Source organism: Sphingobacterium lactis, from assembly GCF_011046555.1.
Classification (GTDB): Bacteria; Bacteroidota; Bacteroidia; order Sphingobacteriales; family Sphingobacteriaceae; genus Sphingobacterium; species Sphingobacterium lactis.
Genome location: NZ_CP049246.1, coordinates 449,791 through 467,671, shown reverse-complemented (window position 1 = coordinate 467,671; position 17,881 = coordinate 449,791). Strand labels below are relative to the sequence as shown.

The following is a 17,881-nucleotide window of genomic DNA, read 5'->3' as shown; positions in this document are numbered from 1 at the left end:
TTATGGGAATACGATTTGAAAAGGATACCATCCTGAACTGGATCAATGAAATGGGGAAATTCCTCCGGTTGATCGTGGATAGGTATGAGCATTTTGATCCGGAAGCGGAAGAGTTGGATGTCGAAAAAGGTTATAAGGACTTTTTTCTTGTGGACCGGTCTTTCTTTGTTGAAGAAGATGAATCGGCATTGGCGAATTTCGCCGATGGCCTAGAACCTGAACAGGTCCGGCCTTTGGCACAGCTCCTGATGTACGATGGGTTGCTTCAGGATGATAAAAACCTGTTGAAAAAGGCAAAGTTCCTTTTTGAGCGCAATATGAGCAAAACAGGAGCTTTCTCCTTCGAGGATTATGGTTTTTTGGCAAAGATTGATCAGGCAATTGCCAAGCCATAAGACCAATCTGATAAAAAAAAGCCCGCCATTGGAGAACCATGACGGGCTTTTTCTATTCGTGTTTATTTGACTTCTTTATAGCCAACGTTCATGTTCTGGAACAAGAAGGCCCATTTATCAGTCTGTTCGGCAATGACCATGGCTGTAGATTTTCCGGCGCCATGTCCCGCTTTGGTATCGATACGGATCAGTACCGGATTGGTACCTTTGTTGTATTCCTGTAGGCGCGCCGCAAATTTGAAGGAGTGCGCGGGAACTACACGGTCGTCATGGTCCGCAGTCATTACCATCGTTGCCGGATAGTCCGTACCTTGCTTCAGTGCATGGTATGGCGAATACGTGTGTAGGTACTTGAACATTTCGGCACTGTCATCCGCCGTACCGTAGTCAAACGCCCAACCTGCACCGGCCGTGAACTTGTGGTAACGGAGCATGTCCAATACACCAACTGCCGGGAAGGCCACTTTAAAGAGCTCCGGCCGCTGTGTCATCGAAGCGCCTACCAATAGACCGCCATTCGAACCACCGGAGATGGCCAATTTCTCGGCCGAAGTGTATTTTTCACCGATCAGGTATTCCGCTGCTGCGATAAAGTCATCGAAAACATTCTGTTTCTTCATCTTTGTGCCGGCCAAGTGCCAGTTTTCGCCGTATTCACCACCTCCGCGAAGGTTGGCAACGGCATATACACCGCCCTGCTCGAGCAGGATCACATTACTCACGCTGAATGCCGGGGTTAAACTGATGTTGAAACCGCCATATCCGTACAGCATCGTCGGATTGGTGCCGTCCAATTTGATGCCCTTTTTATAGGTGATGATCATCGGCACCTTGGTTCCATCCTTGGATGTGTAGAATACTTGCTTGGACTCGTATTTCGTCGGGTCAAATTGCACCTCCGGTTTTTTGTAGATCTCCGATTTCCCGGAGGCAATGTCGTATTTATAGATCGTACCTGGATTTACGTAGTTGGTGAAGGAGAAATACAGCTCCTTATCGTCCTTTTTACCACCAAATCCGCCTGCGGAGCCTACACCAGGCAGTTCGATTTCATGTTCCAATTTTCCGGAGCGATCATATTGCTTCACCAAGGAAGTTGCATCCTTGAGGTAATTGGCGAAGATTTTTCCGCCACCCAAAGAAGGGCTCAGCACCTGTTCCGTTTCAGGGATCAGGTTTTTCCAGGTGTCGGGTGTAGGTTTTGCACTGGTCGTTTCTACGACACGTCCATTTGGCGCATCCAATTCGGTATAGATCAGCAATCGCTCGCCATCATTATCCAAAATGGAATGGTTCTTCTCCATATTGTTCACCACGGCTACGAAATCCGATTCCGGTTTGCTGAAGTCCTTGATGTAAAGCTCGTTTCCGGAAGTGGTGTTCGCTGCGGTCACCACCAAGAAGCGCTCGTCCTCCGTTAGGTAGGCCCCTACGTAACGTCTCGGCGTCACGGCGCCACCGAAGATCAATTCGTCGGTGTTCTGTGGTGTGTTCAGCTTGTGGAAGTATAATTTATGTTGATCGGTCATGGCCGATAGGGCAGAACCTGCCGTAGGTTTGTCGTAAGAGCTGTAATAGAACCCTTCATTGCCATGCCAAGCCAATCCGCTGAATTTTACGTTCTGCAGCGTATCGCCGACCACGGATTTATCCGCTGCGCGGATCACCACGGCCTTGGTCCAATCGGAGCCACCTTCGGAAATCTGGTAAGCCACCAGTGAGCCGTCCTTGGAGAAGGAAATGCCGGCCAATGAGCTCGTGCCATCGGTCGAAAATTTGTTCGGATCCAAGAAAACCTCCTCTTGGCCATCCTCACCCTTTTTGCGATAGATCACATATTGGTTCTGCAGACCGTCATTCTTGGTGAAATAGATGTAATCGCCCTCTTTGTAAGGAGCGCCCACTTTTTCGTAATTCCAAAGATGTTCCAGGCGTTTACGGATGTTTTCCCGGAAAGGGATTTGTCCGAGATAGTCGTTGGTCACTTCGTTTTCCGCCTTTACCCAATCTTTGGTCTCTTGGGAAAGATCGTCCTCCAGCCAACGGTAGGGGTCTTCGACATTGGTGCCGAAATAGATGTCCGTCACGTCGCCTTTTTTTGTCTGTGGGTAGGGTTTCACTTTAATATCGGGGTTTGATTCAATTGCCTTTTCTTGCTGGCAGGCGGTGAGTGCCAAGAGCATCACGCCGAAACTCAGGTTTTTAATCATAATCTTTATTTTATTAGTCTACAACAAAACTAAGGAAATAAATCGCTCTTCAAAATTTGCACACCTTGATAATACGTAATTATAATGTTAGTTTTGACACGCATGAATCACCGCAATAAGATATACTTTGCATCAGATTTTCATCTTGGATCCTACCCGCTGGAAAATTCCCGACAGCGGGAGCAAGCTATTATTTCCTGGTTGGATTTCATAAAAAATGATGCTGCCGAACTTTACCTTGTCGGTGATATCTTCGATTTCTGGTTCGAATATAGCACAGTGGTTCCGAAGGGGTATATCCGATTCTTGGGGAAACTGGCGGAATTGGCCGACCTGGGGGTCAAGATTACGCTGTTCAAGGGCAACCACGATATGTGGATGTTCGGGTACCTGCAGGATGAGCTGCATGCGGAGATCGTCTCCAATGAAAAGATCATTACCCTGAATGGCAAGCGTTTCTATATCCACCACGGGGATGGCCTTGGGCCGGGTGACCGCAAATATAAATTCCTCAAGAAAATATTCCGTAGCAGGTTCTGTCAATGGCTCTTTGCGCGCCTACACCCTAACCTAGGCATTGGCATCGCTACCCGATGGTCAAAGCATAGCCGCATTGCGAACAACAACGAAGAGGTTTTCCTGGGTGAAGACCGTGAATGGCTGATCATCTACGCAAAGGAACTCCTGAAAGGTGAGCATGTCGATTATTTTATTTTTGGCCATCGCCACCTTCCCTATGATAAACAGTTGGCCGACAATAGCCGGATCATTAACTTGGGGGAATGGATCAATTATAGCACCTATGCCGTGTGGGATGGGGAGCAATTAACCTTGGAAAAATGGAATTCAGGGAAATAGTGCAATCCATTCAGCCGCTTGCCGAGGAGCAGTTCCAGCTGCTGAACGGCATCTGCGAGGTGATCGAAGTCCCGAAAAATAAGGTCTTCATCGAAGCGGATAAGCACAGCCATTACCTGTACTTTCAAAAAGAAGGCATCTGTCGGATTTACTACAACAAACTGGAAAAGGAGGTGGTCCTGGGTTTTACCTTTCCGGGAGAAGCCTTGATTTCCCTGAACAGCTATATTCTTCAGCAACCCGGCTATGAAAACTTCCAGGCACTGGAAGACTCCCAACTGTACCGCCTGCCCATTAAAGATTTGGAGGAGCTCTATTCCACGCATATCGAGATTGCCAATTGGGGCCGACGGCTGGCTGAACTGGAAGGTCTTAAGATCGAGGATCGCCTGATGCTGCGCCTGTTCAAGTCTTCCAAGGAGAGCTATGAAGAACTGCTGAAGAAAGCACCGAACATCACCAACCGCATTAAACTGGGGTATATTGCGTCCTATCTGGGCATCACACAGGTTACCCTCAGCCGGATCCGTGGCATCCGGAAATAATTTTTTTAACATTTGTATAAGGAATTAGCGTAAATTGAAGGGAAATTTTCGCCATTATTTTTTTTGAACTATGAATTGGATATTATTAATTATCGGTGGTCTGTTCGAGGTGGCCTTCACGTATTGCATCGGACGGGCAAAAGATGCATCCGGCACGGAAATGTACCTGTGGTATCTGGGCTTCCTGTTGAGTGTAACGGTGAGCATGGGACTTTTGATCAAAGCGACGCAGACCCTGCCATTGGGAACTGCTTACGCGGTATGGTCCGGAATCGGCGCCGTAGGTACGGTCCTGATGGGGATTATCATCTTTAAGGAACCAACAGACTTTTGGCGGATATTCTTTATTTTCACCCTTATTGCATCTATTGTTGGGCTAAAAGCAGTTTCTTCGCATTAGTCTGATAAAAAGCGGGCAAAAATCTTTATTTTTGTCGATTAATTGCAGAGCGGAGTGAAACTCAAGGCTCTGTATCAATTCAGAACAGTTTATGTTAGAGAAACTACAAGCAATAAAAGAACGCTGGGAAGAGGTTGAAAGGGAGTTAAGCAATCCGGATACCATCAGCGATATGAAGCGTTTCGCGAAATTGAACAAGGAATACAAGGACTTGGGCAAGATCGTGGAGCAATACCATATCTACAAGAATATGGTCAGTAATATGGATGCCAACAAGGACATCTTGGTGAACGAGAAAGACCAGGAGTTGCGCGAGATGGCCAAGGAGGAGTTGGATCTATTGTATACGCAGAAAGAAGAGAAGGAAGAAGAGATTCGTTTGATGTTGATCCCTAAGGATCCGGAGGATGCCAAGAATGCGATCATTGAGATCCGTGGTGGTACAGGTGGTGATGAGGCGGCGCTATTTGCGGGAGACCTTTACCGGATGTATACCCGTTATTTTGAGGCCAAAGGCTGGAGAAATGAGGTTATGGATGTTACCGAAGGTACTTCTGGTGGATATAAAGAGGTGATCTTGAAGGTTATCGGCGAGGATGTGTACGGGCAGCTTAAGTATGAATCGGGAGTTCACCGGGTTCAGCGTGTGCCTGATACGGAAACGCAGGGCCGTGTACATACTTCAGCAGCTTCTGTGGCGGTATTGCCAGAAGCCGAAGAGGTGGACGTGGAATTGAACCCTGGGGATATTGAAATGCAGACTTCCCGTTCGGGAGGTGCCGGTGGTCAGAACGTGAACAAGGTAGAAACCAAGGTGCAATTGACACACAAGCCATCGGGTATTGTTGTTGTTTGTCAGGTAGAGCGTTCACAGTTGGCGAATCGGGAATTGGCGATGGAAATGCTGCGTAACAAGCTTTATGAGCTTGAGGTACAGAAAAAACACGGCGACGTGGCGGCAAAACGGAAGACGATGGTTTCTACGGGAGACCGTTCGGCGAAGATCCGTACGTACAACTATCCGCAAGGTCGTGTAACGGAACACCGTATCGGTTTGACCATGTATAACCTTCCTGCAATTATGGATGGTGATATTCAGGATATTATCGACGCACTGCAGTTTGCGGAGAATGCGGAAAAGATGAAAGAAGGCTCTGTAGAGTAAGATTTTTTGAAATATTTTTAGCGAATATAGAAATAAACACTATATTTGCACACCTTCTGAAAAGAAGGAAAAAGGTCTGGTAGTTCAGCTGGTTAGAATACATGCCTGTCACGCATGGGGTCGCGGGTTCGAGTCCCGTCCAGACCGCAAAATAAAGGAAACGCAAGGTTTCCGGAAGTTTATTTATTGATTTAAGATTTTAGGTCTGGTAGTTCAGCTGGTTAGAATACATGCCTGTCACGCATGGGGTCGCGGGTTCGAGTCCCGTCCAGACCGCTAAAATTAAGGAAGCACATCGCTTCACAACGTTCTTTTGAGTTTATACAATATTTGGTCTGGTAGTTCAGCTGGTTAGAATACATGCCTGTCACGCATGGGGTCGCGGGTTCGAGTCCCGTCCAGACCGCTCAAGCAAAAAGGTATCATGGAAACATGATACCTTTTTTGTTTTAATCCGATTTGTGAAGCTCATATTGCAGCGCCTTGGAAGGGCAATGGTCAATCTGATCGATCAGTTCCTCCGTGGTGGCGGGCTCAGGCGTTATCCATGGCCTCGCCTTCGGGTTGTAGACCTCTGGTAGGGTCTTGACGCAGATACCGCTGTGTATGCAGCGTTCCGGACGCCATAGCACCGTAATCTCTCCATTCGGGTGCGGGTATTTGATTAATTTCTCTTCCATTACCTATATTTTTAAAAACAACACTTGGACTTTGCGAATTGTTTAAACAATTCTGTTCGCTGTACATATTCACCCCGATCTCGTAATTTTTGGTGTCATCGGCCATTTCGGTAACTCTCCCGATAAAAAAACAATGTTTTTCCAGTAAAATTGCTGTTTTTTTTGGTTGTAATCCCTTATATTTGAGTGTATTCCATTCAAAAACGTACTATTCGACAGGACGTTTTCAAAATTTCGAATTCCGTAATTTTTCTCGCTTTTTATTGGTAATTGTTCAGTGCCAACACGCTGTCGGTTTATGATATTTTCATGTAATATCCTCTGTCACTGTTATTTTCATTTTAAGGCTGCGTTTCAAAAACAGCCCTGGTGCTACCTAGACCTTGTCTGAGGTGCATCCGAGGTGTGTTCGGGGTGTAGCCGTGGTGGGACCGTGTCTATAGACACGCTCTCACACGCTCTGAGTACGCTCTCACCACGCTCTCACCTCGGACAAGGTCCAAGGAGTGAGGTTTTGTTTCCGCACCAAACAGGTTGTAATCCACGTTTTTAGGGGTGTCGATCAGGAATTCTGCTATGGGGAATGGTTAATCAGCGAATAATGTAGGTCAAGGGATGGTGAAGTATTGGAAAAATATATTAATTTTAGCTAAACAATAGACTTTAATTATGGAAAATACAGGAACACCACTGGAAACACCAGGGAACAACAGCATCAACGATGGTAAAAATATTGCCATTATCGCTTATATTACAGTAATTGGTCTCATAATTGCCTTTGTAATGAACAATGACAAGCGCAATGATTTTGCGGCTTACCATATTCGCCAGTCGTTGGGGATCATGATTACGGGATTTGCTCTGGGAATCATTGCTTACATTCCTTTCATCGGGTGGATCATTGGAGCAGCCGGTAGTATACTGGTGGTCGTGATGTGGATCCTTGGGGTCATCAACGCAGCGAACGGAAATAAGAAACCGGTTCCGGTTTTGGGGGAGTACTTCAGCAATTTGTTATCGGGCATCTAGATCGCACAAGACATAACGCATAAGAGACACCATCCCGAACGGATGGTGTCTCTTATTTTTTTGAAATTTGTTAAGAGAAGTACGTAGGGATTGATAATGCATGAAAAATCTCTTACGTTTGGGGTCGAAATCATAAAAGGTAAATATTTTAGGGTTTCTTGGGTTACTATTTGAAAATAAGTGTATTAATAGGTGAGTAAAATAAGGCAGATCATACCAAAGACGCGTGAGGACAGGGAATTGCTGGCGGGGCTCCGTTCCGGGGACAATTCAGCGATATCCTACATCTACAAAACATGCTTCCCTTCCGTATCTCATCTGATTACGGGTAATCGGGGATCCGAGGATGAGGCCAAGGATATTTTCCAGGAGGCGGTGATGGTGCTGTACGATAAGGTTACTCAGACGGACTTTGAACTCAGCAGTAAGATCAGCACGTTCCTGTACGCAGTCAGTAGACGCCTTTGGCTCAAGCAGCTCAACAAGAAGGAAAATGCTTACAGTACGGTGGATAGCGATGAATACGATATCCCCGATGTGGAAAGTGACCTACAGGTCCACGTGGAAAAGGAATTGGAATTTGCAAAGATGGAAGGGGCCATGTCCCAATTGGGGGAACCCTGCCTGACCATCCTGAAGGATTTCTATATTCAGAACAGGTCGATGCAGGAAATCTGCGATAAATTGGGATATACCAATCCGGACAACGCAAAGACCCAGAAATATAAATGTTTACAGCGGTTGAAGAAACTGTTCTTCGACCAAAAATCAAAATAGTTAGAACAACATGAGACAGCAGGAATTTTTGGAATTGGCAGACCGCTACCTCATCGGAGATATGACCGCCCGAGAGCGGCAGGATTTCGAGCAGTTGCGCGATGGAAATCCGGAATTGCAGGACCTGTTCCGCTCGCATGCCGATTTTCTCAAGCAAATGGAAGATCAGTCAGCGCGCAGCGAATTCAAACAGCAATTGGCGGCCGTGATTCAGGAGCAACCGAACCAAGGAATCATCGTCATGATGTGGAAGAAATTAAAGATCAATGGCGTTGCTGCTGCCGCAGTTGCCGTTCTTTCCTCTTTAGCTACGCTGTATGCGACCGGATACTTCTCAACGATACGCAAGACCAGTTCGGACTACAGTGCGCTTAAACGCGAGATAAACAACGTTAAGAAGAATGTGAATGCGCATAACAATGCCATCCGCAACATCAATAAAGAAAATACCACTGCGCCGGCACCGTTGCAGTATGGTGCAACAGGCTTTATGTTGACCAAGGATGGATATGTCGTGACCAACTTCCATGTCGTGAGCGGAGCGGATAGTATCCACCTGCAGAACAGTAGTGGAGACACATTCAAGGCTTCCATTATCCATGTGGATCAGGAGAAAGACTTGGCCATCCTACACATTTCGGATTCGACATTCGCTAAATCGGCAAGTATCCCGTATACCTTCCGTAAACAGGGAATGGATCTAGGTGAGGATATCTTCACCATCGGATACCCACGTGACGAAGCGGTATATGGCGAAGGCTACTTGAGTTCGGCAACAGGCTATAGCGGCGATACAACAGCTTACCAGATTTCCATTCCGGTGAACCCGGGAAATAGTGGTGGACCTGTACTGGATCGAAACGGTAATATCATCGGTATTATCTCTGGTAAACAGAAGGGGATTGATGGTGCAGCTTTCGCTATCAAGACCAAAGCGCTCGTAGAAACATTGAACAGGATTCCCAAGGAAAACCTGAAAGGAAATATCATCCTGAACAGCAAGAATAGCCTTTCTACATTGCCACGAACCGAGCAGATCAAGAAGTTGCAAGACTACATCTACATGGTGAAGGTATATTAAAAATAAAATGGACTTTTGTATAATGGAGGTGCCTGCGGATGCGGGCACCTTTTTATTTTGTCATGCCAAACGATAGTCGTTATGGAAAACAGGTATTTATATCTATTTGGAAATTAAGGTTTTAATCTTATATTTATCGTAAATTAAATACTATGAGAACCTTTTGGACGTATTTCTTTATTTTCCTGACCCTAGTGGTCATCCTCCAGGTTTTTAATTTTTTCTTCTCATCGTCGAGTTTCGATGTCCACCTGAGCGATATCATCAAACAACTTACGCTGGTAACCCTGATCGCGCTGATTACCTCCTATATCGTTCCGCGCAAGAAAAAGAATCATCACCTAAAGAAAAAGCCAACTGATAACAGCTGGCCTTTATAATGAAGTATTCATTTCCTGATAATGTCCCTTTATTTGTTTGGCTGCGGCGTTGTGCGCAGATAAGGCTTGATTTCGGTATATCCCTTCGGGAATTTCGCAGGGATATCCTCGGTCTTGATGGCAGGAACGACGATAACATCCTGGCCATCTTCCCAATCTGCTGGGGTAGCGACCTGGTAGTCTTCCGTTAACTGTAGTGAATCGATCACGCGGAGGATCTCATTGAAATTCCTGCCCGTTGATGCCGGATAGGTCAGCGTCAATTTGATCTTCTTATCCGGTCCGATCACGAATACCGAACGCACCGTAGCTGTGGCTGATGCATTGGGATGGATCATGTCGTACAGGTTTGCGATATGGCGATCTTCGTCGGCAATGATTGGGAAGTTAACTTCCGTTTGCTGGGTCTCGTTGATATCCTTTACCCAACCTTCATGATCTTCAACCGAATCCACGCTCAAGGCCAAGACCTTTACGTTCCGTTTGTCGAATTCCGATTTCAATTTTGCGGTTCTCCCCAATTCAGTGGTACAAACCGGTGTGTAATCCGAAGGGTGTGAATATAAAACGGCCCATTTGCCATCGATGTAATCGTAAAAGTCGATGTCGCCGGCTGTTGTCTTTGCTTTGAAGTTCGGTGCTGTATCTCCTAATCTTAAACTCATGATTGTATTGTTTATATGTTAGATTCTATTTACTCTACCAATATAGTAGATTTAATTGAAATTTCCAATTTTTGATGGCATAATCCACTTTTCCCGTTGTGGGGAGAGCGGTGTGATTTGCACTATGTCTATAACAGTCAATGGGTTATTAAAGTTTAGGATATTTGGAAATAGTTTCTGGATATGGTAAAATGTAATAATTTGTTATGCTTGCATAATAAATATTCTTTATATTTGAGTAAACCATATAAACAGTAGCAATGAATTTCGAACTTTCAGAAGAACATAAGATGATCCGGGAAGCAGCCCGTGAATTTGCGCAGGAATTAAAGCCCGGCGTTATTGAACGCGATGAAGCCGCCAAGTTTCCGACCGATTTTGTGAAGAAGATGGGGGAGCTGGGTTTTATGGGCATCATGGTTCCCGAAGCCTATGGTGGCGCGGGAATGGATACGTTGGCCTATGCCCTTGCCTTGGAGGAGATCGCGAAAATTGATGCGTCAGCTGCCGTGATTATGTCAGCGCACAATTCGCTTGTCCTTTATGGATTAAACGAATTCGGAACGGAGGAGCAGAAGCAGAAGTACCTCAAACCTTTGGCATCCGGAGAAAAATTGGGCGCGTTTGCCCTTTCCGAACCGGAAGCGGGATCCGATGCTTCTTCACAGCATACATTGGCCGAAGATAAGGGAGATCACTACCTGCTTAATGGGACAAAAAACTGGATCACGAACGGGGGGAACGCGGATATTTACCTGGTCATCGCGCAGACGCACCCCGAATTGGGGCACCGCGGAATCAATGTCCTGATTGTTGAGAAAGGCATGGCAGGGTTTACCATCGGTCCAAAGGAAAATAAATTAGGGATCCGCAGTTCGGATACGCATTCCCTGATGTTCTCGGATGTTCGGGTGCCCAAGGAAAACAGGATCGGTGAAGACGGCTTTGGATTTAAGTTTGCCATGAAGACCTTGGACGGTGGCCGTATTGGCATCGCTGCCCAGGCTTTGGGCATCGCAGCGGGCGCCTATGACCTCGCTATGGCCTATGCTAAGGAGCGTAAGACCTTCGGGAAGCCCATTGCGGACCATCAAGCCATCCAGTTTAAATTAGCGGATATGGAGGTCGATATTGAGGCGGCACGCCTATTGACCTACAAGGCGGCGTGGACGAAGGACCAAGGCTTGCCTTACGGTAAGATCGCGGCCATGGCCAAGCTCAGCACTTCTGAAGTTGCCATGAAGCATACCGTTGAAGCTGTGCAAATCCATGGCGGGTACGGTTATGTAAAAGAATACCATGTGGAACGTTTGATGCGCGATGCAAAGATTACGCAGATCTATGAGGGAACCTCAGAGATCCAACGGCTGGTCATCGCACGCGAAGTCCTGCGATAAGCTATTAAGTTGGTGTGACTACCATCCTGGGGTTGCTTGCCCTGCAAGTGGCCCCTTTTTGTGGAATCATGCCACAAACAAAAGCCCCGCATCGAATACGATGCGGGGCTTTTGCTATAGGGACAACCTGCTTATTCGGTATCTTTTACCCAAGTAGGTTCGCCTTTTTTCATTTTGTCCAATGTGGCTTGGTATTCCGCTTTGCTATCTGCATCTACTTTTGCCAACGCTTTCTCCTGCCATTCGATCGCTTCTTTTGTTCTTCCCAATTTGTGAAGAAGATTTGCGTACGTATCGATCAGCATTGGGTTTTCCTCTGCTTCCAAGGATTTCTTGCTCCATGCCAATGCAGATTCCACACATGCTGGATCATCGCAGTTTTCGAAGATTGCCCATGCAAATGAGTTTAACTGTGAAGGCGAAACCTTAGCTGGATCCATATTGATATAGGCCTGTACAGCATCCCTGAATGCTGGCCAATTCTTCTGACGTGCATAATAATTAGGCTTGTAGCTTGCTACCATCGGTGCGATGTTCACATCTGGGTATTTCGCCGCTACCTCAGCAACAGTTTTGTCGAAGATATCGGTTTCCGAGCGAGATACTACCGGTGCGATTTCCGAGTTAATGATGGCAATCGAAAGGATATTCGCTGCTTTGCCCGCACCTAATACTTCGTCAACCTTCGCTTGGTTCTTGCGGATAACCTCAAAAGCCTTCGAGCTTGGGGATGTCGCATTTTTCGACAATAACTTCAACATGTCCGCACTAAGCAATTCCTCCTGTGTGGAGTTGCTGATAATGGTTTCCATCGCTTTTGCGGAAGTCTCCTTATCGTATGCCTTTTGTGCTGCAGCTAATGTAGCTTGTGCAACGGCCTTGTCCTTCGGGTTGGCATTGAATTTCTTAACCAACGTTTCGTATTGGGTATCTGGGTTCAATCCGTCTTTTGCTAATGCAATAAATTGATCCGCTTCACCACCACCTACGATCCGGTGAACAAGCTCACCCTGTGGGTTGAAAATCAAGAATGTCGGATAAGCAACAACTTTGTAATCCTTAGCAAAGCGTTTCGCTTCTTCGCGCCAAGACTTTACATCGTCATTGTCCGCAGCTGTTTCATCCATCTGGATTTTCAGGTTCACAAAGTTCTCATTGAAGAACGTTCCTACTTTTTCCTGTGGAAATATGTTCGCCGCCATCCATTTACATGGACCGCACCAAGTCGTGAATGCATCTACAAAAATATGTTTGTTTTCTGCTTTTGCTTTGGCCTTTACCTTCTCCCAAGTCGTATTGTGCTCGAAGGCGATCCCTTTATCCTGCGCTATCGCTAAGAAGGGAAGGGTAAATAATAATAATAGTAACTTTTTCATAATCCGTGTTTATTTACTTTAAATTGTATCTTAAGCTAAAGTTAATTAATAAAATGAAAAAGTCCCGCTACAAAACGGGACTTTTCGAAATTATTTTAAGGAATTGTTAGATTCCCAATTGCTTTTGCATGTTTTTATCCAATGCCTTCTTGTGCAGCATTAAGGAAATTGTCTTATAGCGCACGAATTCCTTGGTTGCGTACATATATCCTTGGTAGTCATTTGTTGCACCCCAAGAGTTTTTTACAATGTAGTATTCTTTGCCGGTCTGGTCTTTTACCAAGCCTACAATGTGCATCCCGTGATCATCCGTAGTTTCATAATTGTCGAATGCAGCCTGTCTTTGTTGAGCCGTAATCTTCGCTTCCGGTTTCGGACCGTTGAATAGGTTGTCAACTTCTTCCTTGGTCATTTTCTCGATCGGTTTTTCAGGAACGAATGCTACACCATTCTTCCAACTGAACGTTTTTTCCGATACGTCAGTAGCCCAGGCAACCGTGTATCCTTTGGATAGTGCATGGTCAATGATATCCGTTAGGTCGTTGATTTTTACGTTGTAGAAGCTCTCGAAGGACCAGTTGTCAGGAATCAACAGGACAAAGCGTTTGTAGAGTTCGTGTTCTTCAAAGGACGAGATACCAACGTAATCATCCGGGTTGATACCGATCACTTGGTCAGCAAATGTTCTTGGCGTATACGTCTTTCCTTTGTACTGGAAATTTTCAGGTACTTCACCCAAGTAGGAGTCCATCGCACCGGTGAATGCTTTCAACCAGTTTGCGGTCGGTTTTTTACTCTTCGCTACGCTTTCCGTGATGGATTGTAGAATTGGGCTCATCTCACTGAAATTGTTTCTGGTTTGTCCTTCCGGAAGTCCCGTGTACACTTCATAAGGAACGGCACCATATTTTCTGAAGATCGTCAATACGTCGTGCAATTGACCGCCATCACCTTGCGCCTGTTTTCCGTGCAAGCGGACAAAATTCTTAGCTTTCTCCACATACGTGTTGCGTGCGGTGTAGATTTGGGAAATCTCAACCGGATCCTTACCCATACGGATCATCTCAGACTCCAGGAAAGAGTTTCCGGAGTACGACCAACAGGTACCGGAAGATCCTTGGTCCTTGATAGACGTCTTACCTAAATTGATCACCTCGGTGAACTTAAATCCTTCTTTTGAGTTGTCACTAACATTGCCTTTAAGGGCGTTTATAAGGTTATCTTGTGCTTGTACTTGTGTAGCTGCAAAGAAAGCAGCTGCCATTAGAATAGATTTACTCCAATTCATATGTTATTATTAAGTTAAATTTGTTGGCACGAATTTATTAAATAATAATCGAGCAGGAGCGTACATTGTGTAAAATTATTGGTGGATTAAGGCGGGGATAATACCATAGGCAAACAAAAAGGCGGGATTGAACATATCCCACCTTTTTGTTTGCCTAATGGCATATTCTTTTATGCTTTGGCTTTTATGCTTTGGTGTAATCTTCCTTTTTCGGGAACATCAGCGATGCAATAATACTGATCGCTAGGATACCTAAGATAACGATCAGGGAATGACTGGTCGTGAATCCCCAATCTTTCAGGTAACTGTGCAATAGCATCTTCGCACCGATAAAAATCAATAGGAACGCCAATCCGACCTTCAGGTAGTGGAACTTATGGATGATGTTGATCAATAGGAAGAACATCGAACGTAAGCCCAGGATGGCAAAGATATTCGAGAAGAATACAATGTATGGATCCTTGGTTACAGAGAAGATCGCGGGGATGGAGTCAACGGCAAAGATTAGATCTGTGAATTCAATAACGATCAGCACCAGAAATAAAGGTGTCATGTATTTCACGCCGTTTTCTTCATGGAAGAATTTTCCTTGATCCAATTTGTGGGTCACCTTAAAGCGCTTCGACATGAATTTTACAACCGGGTGGTTCTCCGGATCCACTTCTTCCTCTTTGTTACGGTTGATGTACATGTTGATACCCGTAAATACTAGGAATGCACCGAATAGGTATAAGATCCAGCCGAACTTGGTAATCAAGGCAGCACCTACAAAGATGAAGATACAACGCATGATGATGGCACCAAGAATACCCCAAACCAATACTTTATGGTAATATTTTTCCGGAATACCAAATGAGCTGAACAGGAGGACCATCACGAAGATATTATCTACGGATAGGGCGTATTCCACGACATAGCCGGTTAGATATTCCAGGGTCAGGTTTTTATTATAGGCCTTTAAGCTGCCAACAAGGTCATTTTCATTAATGGTGATGTTGTGCATGTGATTGGCCACAACCTCTTTGAGTCGCGGGATATCGTGTACATTGTGAAGTTCATTTCCCCAATAATACAGCAATAAACCAAATAGGAGGGCGAATGTGACCCAAATGGCGCTCATGATGGCGGCGACCTTCAGGGATACAGGTTTGTCACTTTTTGAAAATAGACCAAGGTCTATGGCTAACATGAGGATTATAAAGATTATAAATCCGATCATGAATAGTGCTTCGTGGCTCATAGTTATTTGTTTCGTTCTGTTGTAAAGCGTACTAATTGTTCCAATCCTGTTTTGTATTCACCTCCACCAGGAATGCTATGGAGGATATCAAAAGCTTCCTGCTGATACTTCAGCATTTGCTCCGTTGCGTAGTCCATGCCGCCATTGGCTTTGACAAAGGCAATGACTTCGGCTACTTTTTTTGGATCTTCATTGTGGTTCTTGACCAAGTTGATGATTTTCCGTTTCTGACTCTTATCCACAATCGAAAGTGCATGGATCAAGGGCAAGGTCATTTTCTTTTCCTTGATGTCATTGCCGACAGGTTTTCCCACATCGTCCAGTCCGAAATCGAAAAGATCGTCCTTAATCTGGAAAGCGATGCCTACTTTTTCACCGAATAGGCGCAGCTTTTCGGTGGTCTCTGCATCGGCACCGGCAGAAGAAGCTCCGCAGGCACAGCAGGACGCAATCAGCGACGCTGTTTTCTTGCGGATGATCTCGTAATAGATTTCCTCCTTGATGTCCAAATGGCGGGCTTTTTCAATCTGAAGAAGCTCACCCTCACTCATCTCTTCTACGGCTTCGGATACAATCCGTAACAGCTCAAATTCCTTATTCTTCACCGACAGCAGCAAACCCTTCGATAACAGGAAATCCCCCACCAAGACTGCCACCTTGTTCTTCCAAAGGGCATTGATGGAGAAGAATCCTCTTCTTTCGTTCGCATTGTCCACCACATCATCGTGCACGAGTGACGCCGTATGGAGCAATTCAACCAGGGAAGCGCCATGATAGGTCGACTCCTTGATGCCTCCTACCAATCCAGCTGAAAAGAAAACAAACATCGGCCGCATCTGTTTTCCCTTCTGCTTAATAATATAGCGCGTGATACGATCTAATAAGGGAACCGAGCTTTGCATCGAGGCCTTAAAGGTCTTTTCAAATCGCTTGAGATGTTCTTTTATTGGAAGTTGTATTTCGTCTAGTGTCAACATGTATATGGTTTAATACCATCAGTGTGCTCTGAATTGCCAATAAAAATACTAAAATTATGCTTGAGAAGCTAAGGTATTTTCAAGCTGAGCATACCATTCTTCACCATATTCCCGGATGAGCGGATCTTTTAGGAATTTGTAGACCGGGATTTTGAGTTCCTGCCCAAAAGAACAGGCATCTTTACAGATATACCAACGGTCATAATGCAGTACGTCAAACTCAGGGTAATGGGTTGCCCGGATAGGGTAGAGGTGGCAGGAAATAGGTTTCTTCCATTGTACATCCCCCATTTCATAGGCTTTTTCGATGCCACATTTGGTGATGCCATTTTCCCAGGTCACATAGGCACATTCTTTATTGCCACCGACGCAGGTCGTCGTCAGGTCACCATCGGCGTCAACGACCGAGGTGCCCTGCTCTTCAATGGCCTGGATACCGGCTTCGGTCAGGTAAGGTTTTACTTTCGGGTAGATTTCTTCCAATATCTTGGTTTCGGCTTCCGTTAACGGAGCCCCAGCATCGCCCTCAATACAGCAGATGCCCTTACATTTACTCAGGTTACACACAAAGTCATTGTTGATGATGTCTTCATGAACAAGGACATTTCCTACTTCTATCATTTTTATTTTGAATAACTTACGCGTTTGCCCAACGGGTATTTCAATCCATCGGCACTCACCAATTCCATCGTAACCGATCCGATTAGGATCTCCACCTGTGCCTTTACAGGGATCCGGTTACCATCGTTGGTGACCCAAAGATACAAACGACTGCTCTTTTTAAAGATTCTTCCGGGCGTAATTTCCGGACTGAGCTTGATACACTCCAATTCGCCAAGGACGGTTTTTACCTTTTCCACCCCGATGTACTCCACGCCAAGTTGAGCCACTTCATCGTTCAGGAAGTAGGTGATCTTAAACTTTTCCCCCGATTTCAACTTCGAGAAATCCAGATTTCTGGAGAAATAATAGGCCGAAACCAGGTCGAAGGTCTGTGCCGAAGGACTCGAGAAGTTACCTTTCTTGCCATTAACCTTTCTGGCCTTGTGGTCAAATGTTGCGTATTCCACGCGGCGGTACTTGTTCTCGCGAATATTCTCGGTATATAAGATCGGTAGGAACGTATCCTGGTCGATGTACGAATCGTATTGATTCTTTACCGTATAGAATTTTGAAAAAGCACCCGATGTCTGCCCGAAAGCATTTAAATGGATGGGGTTTTTCACGCCAAAGCTATGTTTGGACTTCTCCACGGAAAGAGTTCCTGTTGCTGCGGAAATAATACCGTAGCGCAGTTTATATTTCAATACTTCCCCAACTTGATAGGTCGGTTCTTTCAAATACGGAAGGGTCTGCGCGAAGGATGAACCGATCAGCAAAACACAGATCGGGATAAATAGTAATAATCTTTTCATATA

At 45.4% G+C, this 17,881-nt stretch carries 19 protein-coding genes and 3 tRNA genes; 13 read left to right on the top strand and 9 right to left on the bottom strand.

The window, feature by feature from the left end; genetic code table 11:
- Nucleotides 1-2: 2 nt before the first annotated feature.
- On the top strand, nucleotides 3-395 hold the full coding sequence (locus tag G6N79_RS02095) for a hypothetical protein (RefSeq protein ID WP_103904953.1): 393 nt from the start codon (nucleotides 3-5) through the stop codon (nucleotides 393-395).
- A gap of 62 nt (nucleotides 396-457) precedes the next feature.
- Here G6N79_RS02095 and G6N79_RS02090 read toward each other — a convergent pair whose 3' ends face one another.
- Entirely contained in the window at nucleotides 458-2,605 is a 2,148-nt protein-coding gene (locus G6N79_RS02090) for a prolyl oligopeptidase family serine peptidase (RefSeq protein ID WP_103904952.1), read from the bottom strand.
- A 102-nt stretch (nucleotides 2,606-2,707) separates the two neighbouring features.
- Here G6N79_RS02090 and G6N79_RS02085 point away from each other — a divergent pair, with 102 nt between their 5' ends.
- The 7 genes from G6N79_RS02085 to G6N79_RS02055 all read left to right on the top strand — a co-directional run bounded on the left by G6N79_RS02085 (nucleotide 2,708) and on the right by G6N79_RS02055 (nucleotide 5,979).
- Nucleotides 2,708-3,463: a UDP-2,3-diacylglucosamine diphosphatase gene (locus tag G6N79_RS02085; RefSeq protein ID WP_103905074.1), complete on the top strand. Its 756-nt coding sequence runs from the start codon at nucleotides 2,708-2,710 to the stop codon at nucleotides 3,461-3,463.
- Nucleotides 3,445-4,008: a Crp/Fnr family transcriptional regulator gene (locus tag G6N79_RS02080; protein ID WP_103904951.1), complete on the top strand. Its 564-nt coding sequence runs from the start codon at nucleotides 3,445-3,447 to the stop codon at nucleotides 4,006-4,008. The genes G6N79_RS02085 and G6N79_RS02080 overlap by 19 nt, the downstream gene beginning before the upstream one ends.
- A 70-nt stretch (nucleotides 4,009-4,078) precedes the next feature.
- Complete coding sequence (locus G6N79_RS02075; protein ID WP_103904950.1) at nucleotides 4,079-4,408, top strand: DMT family transporter; 330 nt, start codon at nucleotides 4,079-4,081, stop codon at nucleotides 4,406-4,408.
- Between the two features lie 91 nt (nucleotides 4,409-4,499).
- Nucleotides 4,500-5,573 (top strand): peptide chain release factor 1, encoded by a 1,074-nt coding sequence (gene prfA, locus G6N79_RS02070; protein ID WP_103904949.1) that lies wholly within the window; start codon nucleotides 4,500-4,502, stop codon nucleotides 5,571-5,573.
- Nucleotides 5,574-5,646: 73 nt separating this feature from the next.
- Nucleotides 5,647-5,720: transfer RNA gene (locus G6N79_RS02065), tRNA-Asp, on the top strand.
- Between the two features lie 55 nt (nucleotides 5,721-5,775).
- Nucleotides 5,776-5,849, top strand: a tRNA-Asp gene (locus G6N79_RS02060).
- Nucleotides 5,850-5,905: 56 nt separating this feature from the next.
- Nucleotides 5,906-5,979 (top strand) — tRNA-Asp (locus tag G6N79_RS02055).
- Between the two features lie 43 nt (nucleotides 5,980-6,022).
- On the opposite strand, the gene G6N79_RS02050 is transcribed toward G6N79_RS02055, so the two are convergent.
- Complete coding sequence (locus G6N79_RS02050) at nucleotides 6,023-6,253, bottom strand: (4Fe-4S)-binding protein (protein ID WP_103904948.1); 231 nt, start codon at nucleotides 6,251-6,253, stop codon at nucleotides 6,023-6,025.
- 669 nt (nucleotides 6,254-6,922) lie between these two features.
- Between G6N79_RS02050 and G6N79_RS02045 the strand changes: the two genes are divergently transcribed.
- From G6N79_RS02045 to G6N79_RS02030, 4 genes are all read left to right on the top strand, one after another.
- Complete coding sequence (locus G6N79_RS02045) at nucleotides 6,923-7,282, top strand: DUF4870 domain-containing protein (protein WP_103904947.1); 360 nt, start codon at nucleotides 6,923-6,925, stop codon at nucleotides 7,280-7,282.
- A 192-nt stretch (nucleotides 7,283-7,474) separates the two neighbouring features.
- Nucleotides 7,475-8,059, top strand: coding sequence for an RNA polymerase sigma factor (locus tag G6N79_RS02040; RefSeq protein WP_103904946.1), 585 nt, complete (start codon nucleotides 7,475-7,477; stop codon nucleotides 8,057-8,059).
- A 10-nt stretch (nucleotides 8,060-8,069) separates the two neighbouring features.
- On the top strand, nucleotides 8,070-9,140 hold the full coding sequence (locus G6N79_RS02035; RefSeq protein WP_103904945.1) for a S1C family serine protease: 1,071 nt from the start codon (nucleotides 8,070-8,072) through the stop codon (nucleotides 9,138-9,140).
- A gap of 152 nt (nucleotides 9,141-9,292) precedes the next feature.
- Nucleotides 9,293-9,520, top strand: coding sequence for a hypothetical protein (locus G6N79_RS02030; RefSeq protein WP_103904944.1), 228 nt, complete (start codon nucleotides 9,293-9,295; stop codon nucleotides 9,518-9,520).
- Nucleotides 9,521-9,549: 29 nt separating this feature from the next.
- Here the strand turns inward: G6N79_RS02030 and G6N79_RS02025 are convergent, their stop codons facing one another.
- Complete coding sequence (locus tag G6N79_RS02025; protein ID WP_103904943.1) at nucleotides 9,550-10,185, bottom strand: peroxiredoxin; 636 nt, start codon at nucleotides 10,183-10,185, stop codon at nucleotides 9,550-9,552.
- 260 nt (nucleotides 10,186-10,445) lie between these two features.
- Between G6N79_RS02025 and G6N79_RS02020 the strand changes: the two genes are divergently transcribed.
- Entirely contained in the window at nucleotides 10,446-11,582 is a 1,137-nt protein-coding gene (locus G6N79_RS02020; RefSeq protein ID WP_103904942.1) for an acyl-CoA dehydrogenase, read from the top strand.
- A 131-nt stretch (nucleotides 11,583-11,713) separates the two neighbouring features.
- Here the strand turns inward: G6N79_RS02020 and G6N79_RS02015 are convergent, their stop codons facing one another.
- From G6N79_RS02015 to G6N79_RS01990, 6 genes are all read right to left on the bottom strand, one after another.
- Entirely contained in the window at nucleotides 11,714-12,958 is a 1,245-nt protein-coding gene (locus G6N79_RS02015) for a thioredoxin family protein (RefSeq protein WP_103904941.1), read from the bottom strand.
- A 106-nt stretch (nucleotides 12,959-13,064) separates the two neighbouring features.
- Complete coding sequence (locus tag G6N79_RS02010) at nucleotides 13,065-14,246, bottom strand: C1 family peptidase (protein WP_103904940.1); 1,182 nt, start codon at nucleotides 14,244-14,246, stop codon at nucleotides 13,065-13,067.
- Nucleotides 14,247-14,430: 184 nt separating this feature from the next.
- Nucleotides 14,431-15,486 carry a TerC family protein gene (locus G6N79_RS02005; RefSeq protein WP_103904939.1) on the bottom strand — a complete coding sequence of 352 codons (1,056 nt, stop codon included), beginning with the start codon at nucleotides 15,484-15,486 and terminating at the stop codon, nucleotides 14,431-14,433.
- 2 nt (nucleotides 15,487-15,488) lie between these two features.
- Nucleotides 15,489-16,463, bottom strand: coding sequence for a polyprenyl synthetase family protein (locus G6N79_RS02000; protein WP_103904938.1), 975 nt, complete (start codon nucleotides 16,461-16,463; stop codon nucleotides 15,489-15,491).
- Nucleotides 16,464-16,517: 54 nt separating this feature from the next.
- On the bottom strand, nucleotides 16,518-17,084 hold the full coding sequence (locus G6N79_RS01995; protein WP_103904937.1) for a DUF3109 family protein: 567 nt from the start codon (nucleotides 17,082-17,084) through the stop codon (nucleotides 16,518-16,520).
- Nucleotides 17,085-17,086: 2 nt separating this feature from the next.
- Nucleotides 17,087-17,878 (bottom strand): DUF3108 domain-containing protein, encoded by a 792-nt coding sequence (locus G6N79_RS01990; protein ID WP_103904936.1) that lies wholly within the window; start codon nucleotides 17,876-17,878, stop codon nucleotides 17,087-17,089.
- Nucleotides 17,879-17,881 lie beyond the last annotated feature (3 nt).

Excerpts from the sequence above, each read along its gene's own strand:
- G6N79_RS02085 (WP_103905074.1), top strand. The coding sequence starts at position 2,708 with ATGAATCACCGCAATAAGATATACTTTGCATCAGATTTTCATCTTGGA.
- G6N79_RS01995 (WP_103904937.1), bottom strand. The coding sequence starts at position 17,084 with ATGATAGAAGTAGGAAATGTCCTTGTTCATGAAGACATCATCAACAAT.
- G6N79_RS02080 (WP_103904951.1), top strand. The coding sequence starts at position 3,445 with ATGGAATTCAGGGAAATAGTGCAATCCATTCAGCCGCTTGCCGAGGAG.
- G6N79_RS02010 (WP_103904940.1), bottom strand. The coding sequence starts at position 14,246 with ATGAATTGGAGTAAATCTATTCTAATGGCAGCTGCTTTCTTTGCAGCT.
- G6N79_RS02005 (WP_103904939.1), bottom strand. The coding sequence starts at position 15,486 with ATGAGCCACGAAGCACTATTCATGATCGGATTTATAATCTTTATAATC.
- G6N79_RS02035 (WP_103904945.1), top strand. The coding sequence starts at position 8,070 with ATGAGACAGCAGGAATTTTTGGAATTGGCAGACCGCTACCTCATCGGA.
- G6N79_RS01990 (WP_103904936.1), bottom strand. The coding sequence starts at position 17,878 with ATGAAAAGATTATTACTATTTATCCCGATCTGTGTTTTGCTGATCGGT.
- G6N79_RS02050 (WP_103904948.1), bottom strand. The coding sequence starts at position 6,253 with ATGGAAGAGAAATTAATCAAATACCCGCACCCGAATGGAGAGATTACG.
- G6N79_RS02090 (WP_103904952.1), bottom strand. The coding sequence starts at position 2,605 with ATGATTAAAAACCTGAGTTTCGGCGTGATGCTCTTGGCACTCACCGCC.
- G6N79_RS02000 (WP_103904938.1), bottom strand. The coding sequence starts at position 16,463 with ATGTTGACACTAGACGAAATACAACTTCCAATAAAAGAACATCTCAAG.
- prfA (WP_103904949.1), top strand. The coding sequence starts at position 4,500 with ATGTTAGAGAAACTACAAGCAATAAAAGAACGCTGGGAAGAGGTTGAA.
- G6N79_RS02045 (WP_103904947.1), top strand. The coding sequence starts at position 6,923 with ATGGAAAATACAGGAACACCACTGGAAACACCAGGGAACAACAGCATC.
- G6N79_RS02020 (WP_103904942.1), top strand. The coding sequence starts at position 10,446 with ATGAATTTCGAACTTTCAGAAGAACATAAGATGATCCGGGAAGCAGCC.
- G6N79_RS02015 (WP_103904941.1), bottom strand. The coding sequence starts at position 12,958 with ATGAAAAAGTTACTATTATTATTATTTACCCTTCCCTTCTTAGCGATA.
- G6N79_RS02095 (WP_103904953.1), top strand. The coding sequence starts at position 3 with ATGGGAATACGATTTGAAAAGGATACCATCCTGAACTGGATCAATGAA.
- G6N79_RS02030 (WP_103904944.1), top strand. The coding sequence starts at position 9,293 with ATGAGAACCTTTTGGACGTATTTCTTTATTTTCCTGACCCTAGTGGTC.
- G6N79_RS02025 (WP_103904943.1), bottom strand. The coding sequence starts at position 10,185 with ATGAGTTTAAGATTAGGAGATACAGCACCGAACTTCAAAGCAAAGACA.
- G6N79_RS02075 (WP_103904950.1), top strand. The coding sequence starts at position 4,079 with ATGAATTGGATATTATTAATTATCGGTGGTCTGTTCGAGGTGGCCTTC.